The sequence below is a fragment of the Kribbella alba genome (genome assembly GCF_039529635.1).
In the GTDB taxonomy this organism is placed as follows: Bacteria; Actinomycetota; Actinomycetes; order Propionibacteriales; family Kribbellaceae; genus Kribbella; species Kribbella alba.
In genome coordinates, this window is the sequence record NZ_BAAANE010000004.1 from 1403007 (window position 1) to 1418826 (window position 15820).

Genomic DNA, 15820 nt, shown 5'->3' on the forward strand with positions numbered 1-15820 from the left:
TGGAGGTCCGCCCCCTACCGCGAGCGGCGTGGATGCTGTCCTGTCAAGCCCCCTCGATCAGCGAAGGCGCGTCGAACCATGCCGCGGCAGTGTCGCTGGGACGTCAGCGGTCGGTGGGGCGGCAGATTCCGTTGGCGGCGGCGCTGGCGGCCAGCGCCTTGGCGGCCGTGTTGACGGAACTGCGCGAGACCTGATCGGCCCGGGTGGTGTGGCGGCCGATGGGGACGACCATCGGAGTACCGGCGACCGGATCCGGGATGATCTTGACGGCGAGACCGAAGACGTCTTGGACGACCTCCTCGGTGATCACCTCGCTTGGGTTGCCCTCAGCAACGATCGCTCCATCCTTCATGGCGATCAGGTGGTCGCCGAACCGGCAGGCCTGGTTCAGGTCGTGCAGGACCAGGACGATGGTTCTGTCATCCCGCTTGTTCAGGTCGACCAGCAGGTCCAGTACCTCGAACTGGTGGGTCAGGTCGAGGAAGGTCGTCGGCTCGTCCAGCAGCAGGATGTCCGTCTCCTGCGCGAGCGCCATCGCGATCCAGACCCGCTGCCGCTGACCACCAGAGAGCTCGTCGATCGGGCGGTCCGCGATCTCCAGGACGTCGGTCGACGTCATCGCGTCGGCGATCGCCGCGTCGTCGCCCCTGGTCCACTGGCGGATCCAGCCCTGCCGGGGATACCGGCCGCGGCCGACCAGGTCGGCGACTGTGATGCCCTCGGGAGCGGTAGGTGACTGCGGCAACAACCCGAGCTTCGTCGCGACCTGACGGGTCGGGGTCTGCTGGATGCTCTTGCCGTCCAGCAGGACCGCCCCCCTGCTCGGCTTCAGCAAGCGGGCGAGCGCCTTCAGCAGGGTCGACTTGCCGCAAGCGTTCGCGCCGACGACCACGGTGATCTTGCCGGTCGGGATCCGCACCGACAGGTCGTGGATGATCTCGCGCTGGTCGTAGCCGACGGCAAGCTTCTCTGCCGACAGCCGATGCTCGACGCCTCGCCCATTGCCGGGCTCGACGCCGGCCTGGTCTCCGGGTTCCACGTTGGTCTCCATTTCAGCCACCACTCCCCACGCGGTTCGACCGGGCCAGCAAGAACATCAGGTACGGCGCGCCGACCACGCCGGTGATCACGCCGACCGGCAGCTGGGTGTTCCCCAGCGCGTGCTGCGCGATCAGGTCGGACAACGACACCACGAGGGCTCCGATCAGCGCCGAGGCGATCATCGCCGGCCCCGGCGAACGGGTCAGCCGGCGCGCGATCGGCGGCGCGACGAACGCGACGAACCCGATCGGCCCGGCCGCCGCGGTCGCGACCGCGGCCAGCAGCACACCGATCACGATCAACCCGAGCCGCGAACTCTCCACCCGCAACCCCAGCCCGTACGCCGTTTCGTCGCCGAGCTGGAGGATCCGGAGCCGGTGCACGAGGAACGCCAGCACGGGCGTGAGCACCGCGAGGGCGATGATCACCGAGCGCACGTGCGACCAGTCCCGTCCGTTCAGGCTGCCGGTCAACCAGATCAGCGCCTGCTGGGCAATCTCCACCCGCGCCTGAGTCAGCAGGTACGACGTCAGGCTGGTCGCCATCGCGCCGATGCCGATCCCGACCAGGATCAACCGGTAGCTCGAGACGCCGCGACGCCACGCGAGCACGTACATGACGAACGCCGTCAGCAGGGCGCCGGCGATCGCCAGAGCGGACACCGCGACACCGGTCAACCCGAGCGTCACGATGGCGAACACCGCGAACGCGCTCGCGCCGTACGTGACTCCGATGACGTCCGGGCTCGCCAGCGGGTTACGGGCCACACTCTGGAAGATCGCGCCGGACATACCGAGTGCCGCGCCGACCAGGATTCCGGTCAGCGCACGCGGCAGCCGGAGCCGATTGACGATGAACTCGGTCGCCTTGTCGCCGCCGCCGAACAACGTCTTCACCACGTCGACGACCGGGATCTTGAAGTCGCCGAGCGACAACGAGACGCAGAAGCTGACGAACACGATCACCGCGAGGGCGACGATCACGGCGATCGACCGTGCCTGACGGGCAGCACGGGCCTGCGCGATCACCTGCGCGGGCGATCGGCTGGACGACTCCGCGGATGACCGGCCGGGCGACTGCCCAGGCGTCGGCTCGGACCTCACGCTCGTCATCACAGATCCGCCAGCTTGCGGCGGCGTACGAGGGCGATGAAGAACGGGGCACCGATGACCGCGGTGACGATGCCGACCTGGAGCTCACCCGGCTGGGCGACTACCCGGCCGATCACGTCGGAGCCCAACAGGAGGATCGGCGCCAGCAGCATCGAATACGGCAGGATCCAGCGGTAGTCAGGACCCGTCACCAGCCTCGCGACGTGCGGAATGGTGAGGCCGACGAAACCGATCGGGCCCGCCGCCGCGGTGGCCGCGCCGCAGAGCAGCACGACCGTCACCGCGGTGAACAGCCGCGCCATCCCGACCTGCTGACCGAGCGAGCGGGCCACGTCGTCACCGAGCGACAGGGCGTTCAGCACCCGGCCGGACAGCAGCGCGAGCACGATGCCGATCAGGATGAACGGCGCGACCTGGCCGGCGACCTCCGAACCGCGGCCGGCCAACGACCCGACCGCCCAGAACCTGAACTGGTCGAAGGTGTTCACGTCCCCGATCAGCACCGCGGTGGTCAATGACCCGAGCATCGCGGTCATCGCGGCTCCGGCCAGGGCGAGCTTGACCGGTGTCGCGCCTTCCCGGCCGAGCGATCCCAGTGTGTAGACCGCGACCGATGCGGCAGCGGCACCCACGAAGGCCAGCCACACGTACGACGTCAGGCTGGTCAGCCCGAACCAGTAGATGCCCGCGACAACAAAGAGCGAGGCGCCACCGTTGACACCGAGGATGCCGGGATCGGCAAGGGGGTTGCGGGTGACGCCTTGCATCAGCGCGCCGGAAAGTCCGAGCGCCGCGCCGACCAGCAGCCCGATCGCGGTCCGAGGCATCCGTAGCGAGCGGATGATCAGGTGGTCGCTATCTGCGTCGTTGTAGTGGCGCAGGGCATCGAACACCGTGGACAAAGGGATCTGCTTCGAGCCGACGGCGATGCTGAGCAGCGACACCAGCACCAGCAGGGCGACACACACGAGTAGCCCCAGAACCCGGGTCGCGCGGCGGGTGCGCGGTCGGCGCCGTGGCACGGCGGCCTCTGGCACCGAGTCCGGCGCGGGACCCCGCGCAGGGTCTGGCCGTGTGGCGGCTGCGGGCGGCAGGGGCATTGGACTTTGGGATTCTCTTAGGTAAGGCTAACCTCTAGTCGCCTCAGGATAGCCCGCTCGCCACCGGGCCGCACCCGAGGTCCCCTGCTTTGTCACTACGTTCTCCGGGAGTCGCGGCATGACCACACTGCTCGAGCGCCCGATCGCGTTCGACTCGGTACTCGCGACCGTGGCGGCGATCGACGACGTCAGCCCACACCTGCGCCGGGTGACCTTCGTGGCGCCCCGGATCGCCGACGTGGTGACCGCGGGCCCGGATCAGCGGATCAAGGTCCTGCTCCCGCCGCCCGACGGTGCCGAACTGCGCCTGCCGACCGGCCCGGAGTGGTACGCCGAGTGGTGCGCGACGCCCGCCGAGGAACGGTTCGTGATGCGGACCTACACGGTCCGTTCGCTGCGCACGGAGCTCGCCGAGCTGGACATCGAGTTCGTCCTGCACGGGGTGAACGGTCCCGCCTCGGCCTGGGTGAGTGAGGCTCGGCCGGGCGACGAGATCGGGCTGATCGTGCCGTTCTCGGTCGACACCACCAGCACCAGAGGCCTGCTGCAGTCAGGCGTCGACTACGTGCCCCCGGCAACTAGCGTTCACCGTGTCCTGGTCGCCGACGAAACCGCGCTGCCTGCCCTCGCGGTGATCCTCGAGCAACTGCCGCCCGCAGTACAGGCGACTGTCTTCGTCGAAGTCCCGGACGCACGGGACATCCGTCCACTGCCGACTTCCGGATGCGCCGACGTCACCTGGATCACCGACGGATCGTTGCTGGAGGCCCTCAAATCCAGGGACCTGCCCTTCGACATCGACTACGCCTGGGTGGCCGGCGAGTCCAGCATGATCAAGCAGGTCCGCCGCCATCTCGTCAACACCATCGGCCTTCACAAATCGACCATCTCGTTCCAGGGCTACTGGAAACGCGGCCACCCCCAGATCTGACTCCCTTGCGTCCGAAGAACCGTAGGGCAGGACCCCGGGTGCTTCGGACGCAAGAAGGACTCAGCTGGGGTTCTCGGCGTGGGTGAGGGTTTCCCAGGCGACGAAGAGGTCGTTGGTGCCGGCCGGGCGCTGGGATTCGGTGAGGGCCTGGGTGTTGGCCATCGCGTAGCCGAGGCGGGTGTGCATGGCGTTGTAGCCGACCTCGGTGATCGGGCCGAGGCCGCGGTTGACGCTACCGCCACACAGCCACGACGGCACCGGCTCCAGGTTGCGCTCCCAGCGGGACTGGAAGCCGAGCGCCTGGCGCAGTCGCTCACCGAACTCGGGGTACAGGTCGATGCCCTGGATTCGGGACGTCTCCAGCACGTGGCCGATCGCCGAGATGCCGTAGCCGGTGTGGACGAAGTCGCGGCAGGTCTCCTGAGTCAGACCCGTCACGAAGGTGCCCTGGCCCTGCCAGTACGCGACGATCTTGTCGCGGGTGTTCAGGTTCTGGCTCGGCTTGGTCTTCGGCAGCGCGCCGTCCGACTCGAGGTACACGAAGGCAGGAACCCGGACCCGGTAGAGCGAGATCGCCTTGTCGTAGACCGTCTTGTCCTCGAGGAACACGCCGATGCCCTGGATGGCCTCGGTCATGCTCAACTCCCAGTTGCCATTGGAGTTCGAGCCGTTGATGATCTCCGGCAGATAGACGTTTCGCAGCATGGTGCCGAACCGGCCGGAGTTCGGCCAGTTGCCGTAGACGTGCTTGATGAGCTCGGCAGCCTTCGGCCAGGACGAGGCCGACCACGCGGTCTGCAGCGGCGCGTTGCTGTTGGTGTGGTCCTGGATGGTCGCGGACCAGGCATCCATCAGCTGGATCGCCTTCTGCGCATAGCGATCGTCGCGACTGATGTACCAGATCACCGCATCCGTGTACGCCGCGATCGCGTCGCCGCGCTCGTCCCGGCAACCGATGTCCGGGTTGGAGTACGGGCCGCACTCGACGACCGCGCGCGCTTTCGGCGCCCGGCTCAGCGAGGCGTAGGTGCTGGCCTTCGCCTGGTTGTAGGCGTTCATCCACGGCTGGGCGCCTGCCTGGACCTTGGCGCGGACGAAGTCGAGTTGTTGCCGACTGACGCCGACACCGGGATGGGTGAACGTGGCCGGCGCGTCGACCGCCGCCGGCGCCTGGACGGCGACCGCAGCGTCCTCGTACTTCGGCGCGGCGGCCGCTGGACTGGTGAGTGTCCCGGCCACCAGGGCTGCGCCGGCAGCGGCCAGGATCAATGCTTTGTTTCGCATGGGCGGATGTCCTTGTTTCCGGGGGCGGTGGGCGCCGCGATTCCCCCACTACCGCAGCGTCTTTTCGAAAGTTTGACGACAGAGTGTGAAGGCGTCAATATCCAGAGCGAGAGGAAATTCGATCTGGAACAAAGTGCTGATTTGTCCCACCCCCAATGGAACAAAGTGAGGTCTTGTCCCATCAGAAGACGCCAATTCCTGAGTCTCTGAACCGCCGTCATGGCCGCCCCGGCATTACCCTCAGTCACCAACGCCGGAACGGAATGGCCGCGACAGCGGTCCACCCCGACGGCTTCCTCGGCTACATCCACAACGTCGGCGACAGGCCGGAGTCGAGCCAGCCGATCACCTACGATTCGACCGCTGACTTCGGCGTGGGCGCCTTCCTGCTGGCCGGCTCCGAACTAGCGGGCCTGGCCCGCTAGCGGCCTTCACACACCAGCCTGGGCCTTCACACCCGCCTCGGCTCTCACATCCGCCGCGTCCAGCAGGACGGCCGCCATCGCCACGCCGGCACCGCCGAGCGCCTGGGCCCGCACTACGGCCCGGGCGCTCGCACCGTCGAACACCATCGTCAACTGCACGGCCAAGGTCTGCGGATCTCCCGCGCCGGCGGCGATCAGCTCGGCCTGGAAGAAGTCGGTCAACCGCTGCTTGAAGTGCCGGGCCACAACACTGCCCGGATGCTCGGGATTCTTCAGCTCGACCGCGGTGCTGACGAACGGGCAGCCGAAGAAATCGCCACCTGCGGCGAGCTGGTCCTGATGCTCGAACACGGTCAGGATCCGTGCCCGCGGTGAGCCTCCATCACCCGTCTCTGGCAGCAGCAAGGTCTGGTACGCCGGGCCGTGGCTGGCCAGGCTCTCCGCGATCAGCTCGTCCTTGGAGCGGAACAGCTGGTACATCGACTTCTTCGAGACCCCGGCCGCCTTGCACAGCGCATCGACACCGATGTTCACACCGTCGCGGTAGAAGAGGTCACCCGCGGCGTCCAGCAGCCGCTCGCGGGGTGTCGCGTGGGTCGTCATGTGATCGAGCGTACCGGCTCAGCTTGCGCTCGGAAACCGATCTGTTTACCGACCCGACGCGCTCCAGCAGGCATTTTGCAGAGATCTTGCATAAACTGGACCTGATGATTGATGTCGTTGCGGTGCTCCGTCCTGAAGATCTCGTGGTCGACTTCCTGTCCGTACTCGAGTCTGGGCGTGAGGTGCATCTCGTTGTCGCCGAGCGGGGTGTCTACCTGAAGCTGCCCGACGGAGTGCCGTTGGCGGGCCGACTGGCAGCAGTCGGGGAGTTGTTGCTGGGGGCAAGCGAAGGCGACAAGCCGTTCTCGCCGGGTGCCGCGGCAGACGCGATCGCCTTGGAGACCGGGGACGTCGCGGCGACCGTGTGGACGCACAACCCTGCCGACACCCGCGAGCGCCGGGCGCGTTGGGCGTTGGAGCTCGCCACCTTGGTGCGGGCGCCGGTGATGCACGCCGTCGGGGATTCGCGGTTCTTCCAATGGGTCACAGACCTCGACGTGCGGCTGGGAGCGCCGGCGATCGAGGCGAAGGTGGACTTCGTGAACACTCATTGCGCCGATCTGCTGCGGCTCGACGAACAGGACCAGAACGCGCTGAGCACCCGGCGGATCCACTCGATCGAGCGGTTCTTCGGGTCCGAGCCGGGCGAGCGCGCCCGGTTGTTCGCGCTGACGGGCAGCATGAGTGAGGATGCCGCGCAGGTCACGGATCCGTGGGAGTTCGCGACCTCGCAGTACGAGAACGAACGGCTCGACGCGACCGTCGACTGGCTCCGCGGTCACCTCGATCCCGCGGCCGGTCGAGTGATCGAGGTGGGCGCCTGTGAGGGCGCGCTGACCCGGCGACTGCTGGCCGACCACTACACCGTCGACGCCACCGAACCCAACCGCGTCTTCCTCGCGCGGCTGCAGGAGAACGTCGACGGTGATGTCCGTGTCCACCCGCACAGTTTCGAGGAGTTGACGACCACCGCGCGGCTGACAGGTTCGGCGTACCTGCTGATCGAACTCCTGTACTACGAGCAGGACCTGAGCCTGCTGGATCGCTTCCCCACAGACAGGGTGTTCGTGTCGATGGAGCCCGCCGCCCTCGCCGAGCAGACCTGGCCGTCCACGTGGTCCGTCGAGGAGGAAGTGGAGCTCGCGCAGCCGCGGGTCGAACCGGTCGCCGGCGGTCGCGCCTACCTCCGCAAACCAGGCAGCCGCGGCGTCCTCCTCCGCCGCCGCGGCTGAACGGTCGCTGTTCGCCAGATTCTGGCCATCGTCACCACTGTCAGCGCGACCGCCGCCGCCCTCACCGCCGTGGTCGCTCCCGCCTCCGCCGCCCCGACGCATCCACCGCCTGCGACGCGGCCGCGACTGGCTTCACCCCCGTTCTGCAACTAGGCCTGCCCGAGCAGCTCGACGATGTCCGGCGATCCCTCGGCCCGGACCGGTTCGCGGGCGTCCAGACCGAAACGCTCGTCCTCTACGGCGACCAGACCGACGCCTCCATCATCGAAGCAGACCAGAAGCTGCCGGAGCTCCTGCCGAACGCCTCGCTTGAAGTACTGCCGGGTCAGACTCACGATGTCGCTGCCGAGGCGATCGCACCTTCACCGGCCCGGTTCTTCAGCTGAGATCGGCTGTGCGCACTGCGTGATCAACGGGCAACCTGGTCTGGTGTCGACGTACCTTGGATGCCATGTCAGTGTCAGGGGGGCGACCTACGACGCCTGAAGAGGCGGACGAGCGGGTCGGGCCGTACCGGTTGATCCGGCGGCTCGGGCAGGGCGGCATGGGCGTCGTCTACCTGGCCGAAGGACCCGAGCACAAAGAGGTCGCCCTCAAGGTACTGCGGCCGCACGTGGCGCACGATCCGACCGCCCGGGCCCGGCTGGAGCGCGAGGCGACCACCCTGCAGAAGGTGAGCCACCCCGGTGTCGCCGGCATCCTTGACCACGACCTGCGGGGAGACCGGCCCTACCTGGTGACGCGGTTCATTCCCGGCCGCCCACTGGACGAGCAGGTGGACGACCGCGGGCCACTGACCCCCCAGCGTTGGCTACCACTCGCCGGATGTCTTGCGGAGTCCCTGCAGGCGATCCACCAGGCCGGTGTGATCCACCGCGACCTCAAGCCGGGCAACGTGATGATGTTCAACGGCAAGCCGGTGATGATCGACTTCGGCATCGCCCAGGCGGCCGACGACCTCCGGCTCACCCAGACCGGCCTGGTGATCGGTACGCCGGGCTACCTCGCGCCGGAGCTCATCGAGGGCGAGATGGTCTCGGAGTCAGCGGACTGGTGGGGCTGGGCCGCCACGGTCGCGTATGCCGCCACCGGCCGACGCCCGTTCGGCAAGGGCCCGTTCGAGGTCGTGCTGCATCGGGTCCACAAAGGCCAAGCAGACCTGGACGGACTGGACCCGCGCCTGAAGCCACTGCTCGCCGCCGCACTCTCGCCGGACCGCCGCGACCGCCCGACACAGCTCGAGATCATGACCGGCCTCAACCGGTACGCCGAGGGCCGTGACGCCCTGATCCCGAACCCATACACGGCGACCGCGGAAGTCCCCAAGGAAACCGCTCCCCCAAACGCTCAGCTGACCCGGGTGATGCCAGCGGAGTCTGCTGGTACTCCACGTGATCCGGACCCGGTGGAGGTGGCTCAGTTGGTGCCGCCGGTCATTCCGCCGTTGTCCGCGTTCGCGCCGCTTCGGGACAAGCTGCGCGAGGTGGCTGCTCAGCAGAAGGCCAAGGCGGCCGCCGTGCCAAGTCACCCGGCTACGTACAGCCCGACACCTACAGCGGCCGCTCCCCCGGCTCTGCCTCTCACGTACCAAGCCGGTCCTGCTCCGGTTGTTGCCGCCGGGCCCGGTTATGCGCAGGCGCCGAACCAACCGCAGTACCAGCCGACCTCGCAACCGCAGTACCAGCCGGCGCCGCAACCGCAGTACCCGCAGCACTATGAGCAGCCTCCGCAGTACCGGCCGGAGCCGTCGCCGCGCCAAGGGCCCAACCAGTCTCCGCAGCAAAGTGCGGTAGCGAAGCGGCCGTACGAGGAGGTGGACGCGGCAGCCCGGGTCGACCAGAACATGGCTCGCTCGGTGGTGCTGGTCGCGTTGATGCTGGCGCTGGCTGGGCTGATGGCGTTGACGCCGGGCGTGGGCCTGTTGCTGACGGCTGTGTTGATCGTGCTGGCCCGAACAGTCGACCGCGGTAGCACCGCCTTGATGCGGCGCCGGCAGGTTCGTGGTGGCCGCGGCAAGTCGGACGGGCTGGTCGCTATGGCGGCGAGCCCGGTTCACCTCATCGCAGCGAGCCTCATCACCCTGTTCTGCTTGATCCTGCCGATCGTGGTGGGCCTCGTGGTCGGCGGTCTGGTCACAGCCGGAGCAGCCACGTCGCGCGGCCTCGACTGGCAGCCGTTGTCCGCCGTCGGATTCGCGGCCGGCGGCCTGTCGGGCCTGCTCGTCGCCTGGTGGGGACCTGGCGGTTCCTCGCTGCGCCGCGGTTCCAAGATCACCCTGCGCAAGGCATTCCGCCCGGCCTGGATGAGCCTGCTCGTCGCCACGCTGCTCCTGGTGGGCGCAGTCGCGTCCTTCGCCGGCGCCGCGACCGGAAGCGGCGCCGGCTGGGCGCGTACGCCGATCCAGAGCCCCAACCTGCCCAACCGGCCAGGCCTCAGCGACATCCGCCACTACCCGGTCATCCGCGACCTGCCCCTGATCGGCCGCTGAACCACCCGGGGGATGATCCCCGGGTGGTTCGCGGTTGAGTCAGCTGCGGTCGAGCATGACGATCTGGGAGCGCTCCGGACCGACCCCGACGGCCGAGATGGGCGCGCCGCTGAGCGACTCGACCGCCCGCACGTACGTCTGGGCGTTCTTGGGCAGGTCCTCGAAGGTGCGGCAGCCGGTGATGTCCTCATCCCAGCCGTCGTACTCCTCGTACACGGGGACCGCGTGGTGGAACTCCGTCTGCGTCATCGGCATCTCCTCGTGCCGGACGCCGTTCACGTCGTACGCGACGCAGACCGGGATCTTCTCGCGACCGGTCAACGTGTCCAGCTTGGTGAGGACGAAGTCGCTGACACCGTTCACGCGCGCGGCGTACCGGGCGATCACCGCGTCGTACCACCCGCAGCGGCGCGGCCGGCCGGTCGTAGTACCGAACTCGAAGCCCTGCTGCCGCAGCCACTCGCCGTCGGCGTCGAGCAGCTCGGTCGGGAACGGCCCCTCGCCGACGCGGGTCGTGTACGCCTTGACGACGGCCATCACGCGGTCGATCCGGGTCGGCGGGATGCCCGAGCCTGTGCAGGCGCCCGCGGAGATCGCGTTGGAGGAGGTGACGAACGGATAGGTGCCGTGGTCGACATCCAGCAGGGTCGCCTGGCCGGCCTCCATCAGCACCGTCTTGCCCGCGTCCAGCGCCTTGCCGAGCAGCAGCCCGGTGTCCGCGACCATCGGGCGGAGGCGATCGGCGTATCCGAGCAGCTCGTCCATCACCTCGGAGATCTCCACCGCGCGGCGGTTGTAGACCTTCACCAGCAACTGGTTCTTCAGCTCCAGCGCGCCGGTGACCTTCTGCTCGAGGATCTTCTCGTCGTAGAGGTCCTGGACCCGGATGCCGATCCGGTTCATCTTGTCCGCGTACGTCGGGCCGATGCCGCGCCCGGTGGTGCCGATCCTGCGGCTGCCGAGGAAGCGCTCGGTCACCTTGTCCAGAGTCCGGTTGTACGGCGGGATCAGGTGCGCGCTGGCACTGATCACCAGCCGCGAGGTGTCGACGCCCCGGGCCCGCAGCGCGTCGAGCTCCTCGAACAGGACGCTGAGGTCGACCACCACCCCGTTGCCGATCACGGGCGTCACCCCAGGTGTCAGGATCCCGCTCGGCAGCAGGTGCAGCGCGTACTTCTCCTTGCCGATCACGACCGTGTGGCCGGCGTTGTTGCCGCCGTTGAACTTCACCACGTAGTCGATCTCGGCACCGGTGTTGCCGAGCAGGTCGGTCGCCTTGCCTTTGCCCTCATCGCCCCACTGGGCGCCGACGAGCACGATTGCGGGCATCTCAGCCCTCCTCTTCACGCGTCGGCCTGACGCTCCATCGCCGTGCGCAGGCCGGCCGCTGGAAAACGGTGAAGCCCGGACACGTTCACCGACAGTTCGCTCGGCAGCGTGACCAGGCTCTTGCGGCCAAAGCCTACCGGAACTGCGCATTACCACGCTCACGCCGGTGCACCCGGGCAACACGTGACATCCAAGTGCCACGGGCGCGCGCAATTCATGACGACGGGTTGCCAATTTCCGTGATCACGTGCACACTCTTAGTCAGCGGCCCGCCGAAACTGCCGCAGGGGACGGTTCCGGCGGGCCGCTTCCTCGTTGTCAACGACAACACAGCGGCCCTAGTCCAGGCCCTCGGGGTTCGTCGCCAGCCATTCCTTCACCCGACGGTCCGCCTCCTCGCGGGAGACGTCCTCCACCTTCGTCAGGATCGCCCAGCGATGCCCGAACGGGTCGATCACCGTGCCGTACCGGTCTCCGGTCATGAACGTCTGCACCGCCTCGACCTGCCGCGCCCCCGCTTCGATCGCCTTCGCGAAGGTGGCGTCCACATCCGGGACGTAGTGCACCAGCGATGAGTGCACCCACTCGCCGCTCGGAGCCTGCAGCCCGATCTGCGGCATCTCGTTGCTCAACTGCAGCATCGAGTCGCCGAACTTCAGCTCCGCCTGTCCCAGCCGCCCGTCGGGCAGGTCCTGCCTGCTGATCACTTCGGCCCCGAACACGTGCCGGTAGAACTCGATCGCCTTCGGGCCGTCGTTGACCGCGAGGTACGGGGTGAGCGAGTGATAACCGTCGGGGATGGGGTTTACCGTGTTCGTCGTCATGCCAGCAGTCTTCGCGACCACCGACCACCCGGTCTTGTAAGAAAGCGACAGCCCTTGTCGACCGACCCCGGAACGCCTCCCCCGGACAACGAGCGCGGCATACTGCACCCCCAGGAGCAGGCCAGACACCGCACGCTGTCCAGGCTCGCCGCGGGGCCGCAGGTGGGCCGGTTCGTGGAGTGGTACTGGATCGTCGAGTGGGACCTGCGCGACCAGCCGCCGTACGTCGCCGAGGTGCTGCCCTTCCCCAGCGTGAACGTCACCTTCGAGCAACCGGGCGGCGCATTCGTGAACGGCGTCTGCACCCGGAAGTTCACCCGCGAGCTGACCGGCCGGGGTCGAGTCTTCGGGGTGAAGTTCTGGGCCGGCGGGTTCGGTGCGGTGACGGGCCAGGACGTCGCCTCGTTCCGGGACGAGGTACTGCCTCTTCGAGAGGCCTTCGCCGACGCCGGCCGGCTGGCCGACCTGGTGTTCGCCGAGGAGTCCGACGTACGCCGGCGCGCTGTGTTCGAAGCGTTCCTGATGGATCACCTGGTCGCGGCGGACCAGTCGTACGAGCTGGTCCGGCGCATCATCGCGGCGATGAGCGAGGACCGGTCGCTGACCCGCGTTGACCAGGTCACCGAGCGGTTCGACCTGCCCGTCCGCAAACTGCAGCGCCTCTTCCGCCGCTACGTCGGCGTCGGCCCAAAGTGGGTACTGCGCCGCTACCGCCTGCACGACGGCGCCGACCTACTGGCCCGCGGTGAGGTCTGCGAACTAGCCGACCTGGCCGTTGCCCTCGGCTACTTCGACCAGGCCCACTTCTCCCACGAGTTCAAAGAACAGATCGGCCTCACCCCCGCCGAATACGCCACCCGAACCCAATCCGAACGCCAATCCACCTACCGCTGAGCCGCACTACGCTCAGGCTGCCTGTCGGAGGACATTCTCTACAACGTCCGGCGGGAGTTCATACTCCTCGGCGACAGTCTTGATGAACTCGCCTGTTCGCCACCGGCGTCGCGGCGGTCAGCCCTCGGCGAGGAGTTTGGTGAGGAGGGTGCGGAGCTGGGCGTGACCGCGTTTCCCGAGGATCTCGGTGAGCTGGTCTTCCAGACCTCGGATGGTGGTCTCGCCGGCGTCGATGCAGGCGTTACCGCGTTCGGTGAGGACGATCAGTTTGGCCCGGCCGTCGGTAGGGTCGGGGCGGCGTTCGACGTAGCCCAGTTCGACCAGTTCGGCGACCAGTTCGCCCATCGACTGCGGCGTCATGTTGGCGCCCTTGGCAAGGTCCGTCAGCCGGGAACCTTCGCGCTTGATCTGGGCGAACACCGCGGAGTGCGACGGCTTCTGCGGGTAGCCCGCACCGACGACACCGTCGACGATCTTGAAGCCGAGCAGGCTGTAGGCCTGGCCGAGCATCGCGATCGTGTTGGCCCGTCGCTGCCGATCCGTTGACGCCATGAAGATCCTAAGGTAAACCTGAATATCAGGGGTACCTTACTATTTTTGACCACGGAAGTGGGGGAACACGCCGTGAGTACAACCACCATCAGCAAGGCTTACCCGCTGTCGGTCCGTGCGGCCGGCACCATCGGCCTCTGGGCCGGCATCATCGGCGCGGCCGGGGGCCTGGTCCTGATCTTCTACCCGGCCGCGGTCGACGACAGCCAGTTCAGTTATCCCTTCGACGCAACGGGCTTCACGGTCGCGCAGACCGTGTTCGCACTTCAGCACCTGGGTCTCGCCGTACTGCTGGCGGCGCTCTGGACCTCTGGCGCCGCCGGCCGTTCGGGGCTCGGCCGGATCGGCGTCGGGGGCAGCGTGCTGGCCATGCTCGGACTGGCAGCACTCGAGGTGATCGCCACCAGCGCCAAGGACTCGCCGTACCCGAGTCCTCGCACCGACACGATCGAGACCTGGTACGGCGTCGTGTCGACCGCGATCGGTGTCTTCCTGATCATTGCCGGGATCGCCGTCGTGCGGGCGAAGGTCTGGGAGGGCTGGCAGCGCTACCTGCCACTCGCCCTGGGCATCTACGTCTTCGTTCCGCTCACCCCCGGGATCTTCGGCCCGTTCGTGGTCGCCCGGTTGGTGATCGCCGGCTGGATGGCGCTGTTCGCAGTCCTCGGTTGGGCCATGCTCCGTCACGACTCCTGAGAGCCGCTTGTACTACGGGCTGCCGCTGCCGCGATAGTTGCGGTGGCGGCCGCCAGTAGCGCCAAGGTGAATCCCCAGCGGGGTTCGTGGGTGTCTACGACTCGGCCGGCCAGGGCGGCGCCCATTGCGATGCCGGCGGCGCTGCCGGAGTTCAGCCAGGTGAAGGCCTGGGTGAGGACAGCTGGTGCGACGCGCGACTCGGCCAGCACTGAGGACAGGACCATGAAGGGGGCGATGGCGAGTCCTGGTAGAGCCAGCGCGATCGCCAGTGCGGCCGGGCTGGTCACGAACAGCAGCGGAATGCAGAGGACGCCGAGACACCCCAGCGCCACCACGAATTGGGTGGGGATCGGCATCCGCCAACGCCGGGCGCCGTACACGAGTCCGGCGATCATGCTGACCAAGCTCGTCACGCTGTAGAGAGGACCGGCCAGTGCGGCGGATCCGCGGTCGACTGCGAAGGCCGTGACCGAGACCTGCATGGTGCCGAAGAACAGGCCGACGCCGACGTTCGTGGCAACCAGTGCAAGGAATCCGCGCTGAAGCAGCCGGGCCGAGGACCTCCGCGGACCAGCCGACCGCGGCGGCGCAGTACTGCGTTGCAGGGCCAGGGTGAGGCCGCCGGTGAGAACCAGCAAGGTAGCGAGCGTTGCTCCTGCGACTGGGTGCACCAGTGAACTCACTGTGCCGATCAGTGCGGGGCCGACCAGGAATGCAAGGCCGGTACCAAGTGATTCCAATGCGAAGGCCGAGGAGAGCACCGGGCTGCCACGGAGTGCTGCTGACCATCGCGCTGCAGTCTGCGCACCGATCTGTGGCAGCGATCCCCCAGCAAGCACTCCCGCTGCAACCAAGCTCCACAGTGGCGCGGCCGTGAGGGTCAAGGCGATCAATAGAGCGATTGCTGCGGCGTGGAGGAACAGGGTGATAGGCAGCATGAGGGTCTGGCCGTAGCGGTCGATCAGCCGCGCGACTTGTGGACCCGCGACCGCCTCTGCGACGGCGAACCCGCCTGTCACGGTGCCGGCCGCGGCGTACGAGCCGGTGGAACCGTGGACGAGCCAGACGATGCCGAGGCCTGTCATGGCGATGCCGATGCGTGCGGGTGCTGCCGCTAGATAGAACTTCCACGCTCCGGGCGTACGCAGCGCGGCGCTATAGCCGTGCTGCTTGTCGGGCGTGCGGATCCGTCCGGTGAGAGCCGGCACGGTAGTACCTTCCGCTGCCCGGCGGGGCGGTGATCTGACCGTGGGCGTCCTGCTTCATCGGTCCGTCATGCCGCCAACAACCGTCCATGTTCGGCAGGAAG

Annotated in this window: 16 protein-coding genes; 6 read left to right on the forward strand and 10 right to left on the reverse strand. The window is 67.9% G+C overall.

The genetic code is table 11. From position 1 onward, the window contains the following. Positions 1–103 precede the first annotated feature (103 nt). Genes ABD210_RS13535 through ABD210_RS13545 form a run of 3 tightly spaced genes read right to left on the reverse strand, consistent with a single transcriptional unit; the run spans position 104 to position 3253 of the window. Positions 104–1051 carry an ABC transporter ATP-binding protein gene (locus ABD210_RS13535; protein WP_344111561.1) on the reverse strand — a complete coding sequence of 316 codons (948 nt, stop codon included), beginning with the start codon at positions 1049–1051 and terminating at the stop codon, positions 104–106. Position 1052: 1 nt separating this feature from the next. Further along, complete coding sequence (locus ABD210_RS13540; protein ID WP_344111563.1) at positions 1053–2153, reverse strand: FecCD family ABC transporter permease; 1101 nt, start codon at positions 2151–2153, stop codon at positions 1053–1055. Further along, complete coding sequence (locus tag ABD210_RS13545) at positions 2153–3253, reverse strand: FecCD family ABC transporter permease (RefSeq protein WP_425552659.1); 1101 nt, start codon at positions 3251–3253, stop codon at positions 2153–2155. The genes ABD210_RS13540 and ABD210_RS13545 overlap by 1 nt, the downstream gene beginning before the upstream one ends. Positions 3254–3371: 118 nt before the next feature. Here ABD210_RS13545 and ABD210_RS13550 point away from each other — a divergent pair, with 118 nt between their 5' ends. Further along, on the forward strand, positions 3372–4184 hold the full coding sequence (locus tag ABD210_RS13550; protein WP_344111566.1) for a siderophore-interacting protein: 813 nt from the start codon (positions 3372–3374) through the stop codon (positions 4182–4184). 60 nt (positions 4185–4244) lie between these two features. On the opposite strand, the gene ABD210_RS13555 is transcribed toward ABD210_RS13550, so the two are convergent. Then, a complete protein-coding gene (locus ABD210_RS13555; protein ID WP_344111568.1) occupies positions 4245–5468 on the reverse strand; it encodes an alginate lyase family protein in 1224 nt (407 codons plus the stop codon). A 263-nt stretch (positions 5469–5731) separates the two neighbouring features. Here ABD210_RS13555 and ABD210_RS13560 point away from each other — a divergent pair, with 263 nt between their 5' ends. Next, complete coding sequence (locus ABD210_RS13560; RefSeq protein ID WP_344111569.1) at positions 5732–5893, forward strand: hypothetical protein; 162 nt, start codon at positions 5732–5734, stop codon at positions 5891–5893. 6 nt (positions 5894–5899) lie between these two features. Here the strand turns inward: ABD210_RS13560 and ABD210_RS13565 are convergent, their stop codons facing one another. Next, positions 5900–6496: a TetR/AcrR family transcriptional regulator gene (locus ABD210_RS13565; RefSeq protein WP_344111570.1), complete on the reverse strand. Its 597-nt coding sequence runs from the start codon at positions 6494–6496 to the stop codon at positions 5900–5902. A 104-nt stretch (positions 6497–6600) separates the two neighbouring features. Here ABD210_RS13565 and ABD210_RS13570 point away from each other — a divergent pair, with 104 nt between their 5' ends. Then, complete coding sequence (locus tag ABD210_RS13570) at positions 6601–7728, forward strand: SAM-dependent methyltransferase (protein WP_344111571.1); 1128 nt, start codon at positions 6601–6603, stop codon at positions 7726–7728. Positions 7729–7877: 149 nt separating this feature from the next. Here ABD210_RS13570 and ABD210_RS13575 read toward each other — a convergent pair whose 3' ends face one another. Beyond that, on the reverse strand, positions 7878–8063 hold the full coding sequence (locus tag ABD210_RS13575; protein WP_344111573.1) for a hypothetical protein: 186 nt from the start codon (positions 8061–8063) through the stop codon (positions 7878–7880). A 116-nt stretch (positions 8064–8179) separates the two neighbouring features. On the opposite strand from ABD210_RS13575, the gene ABD210_RS13580 reads away from it, so the two are divergent. Next, positions 8180–10216, forward strand: coding sequence for a serine/threonine-protein kinase (locus tag ABD210_RS13580; RefSeq protein ID WP_344111575.1), 2037 nt, complete (start codon positions 8180–8182; stop codon positions 10214–10216). Between the two features lie 39 nt (positions 10217–10255). On the opposite strand, the gene ABD210_RS13585 is transcribed toward ABD210_RS13580, so the two are convergent. Further along, complete coding sequence (locus tag ABD210_RS13585; RefSeq protein WP_344111577.1) at positions 10256–11545, reverse strand: adenylosuccinate synthase; 1290 nt, start codon at positions 11543–11545, stop codon at positions 10256–10258. A gap of 338 nt (positions 11546–11883) precedes the next feature. After that, complete coding sequence (locus ABD210_RS13590; protein WP_344111579.1) at positions 11884–12369, reverse strand: VOC family protein; 486 nt, start codon at positions 12367–12369, stop codon at positions 11884–11886. Positions 12370–12423: 54 nt separating this feature from the next. On the opposite strand from ABD210_RS13590, the gene ABD210_RS13595 reads away from it, so the two are divergent. Further along, positions 12424–13263, forward strand: a complete 840-nt coding sequence (locus ABD210_RS13595; RefSeq protein WP_344111580.1) for an AraC family transcriptional regulator — start codon at positions 12424–12426, stop codon at positions 13261–13263. A 117-nt stretch (positions 13264–13380) separates the two neighbouring features. On the opposite strand, the gene ABD210_RS13600 is transcribed toward ABD210_RS13595, so the two are convergent. Then, entirely contained in the window at positions 13381–13815 is a 435-nt protein-coding gene (locus ABD210_RS13600; RefSeq protein ID WP_344111582.1) for a MarR family winged helix-turn-helix transcriptional regulator, read from the reverse strand. Between the two features lie 72 nt (positions 13816–13887). On the opposite strand from ABD210_RS13600, the gene ABD210_RS13605 reads away from it, so the two are divergent. Further along, positions 13888–14511, forward strand: coding sequence for a hypothetical protein (locus ABD210_RS13605; RefSeq protein WP_344111584.1), 624 nt, complete (start codon positions 13888–13890; stop codon positions 14509–14511). Here the strand turns inward: ABD210_RS13605 and ABD210_RS13610 are convergent. Next, a complete protein-coding gene (locus ABD210_RS13610) occupies positions 14499–15719 on the reverse strand; it encodes an MFS transporter (protein WP_344111586.1) in 1221 nt (406 codons plus the stop codon). The two genes, ABD210_RS13605 and ABD210_RS13610, sit on opposite strands and share 13 nt — an antisense overlap. Between the last annotated feature and the right edge of the window lie 101 nt (positions 15720–15820).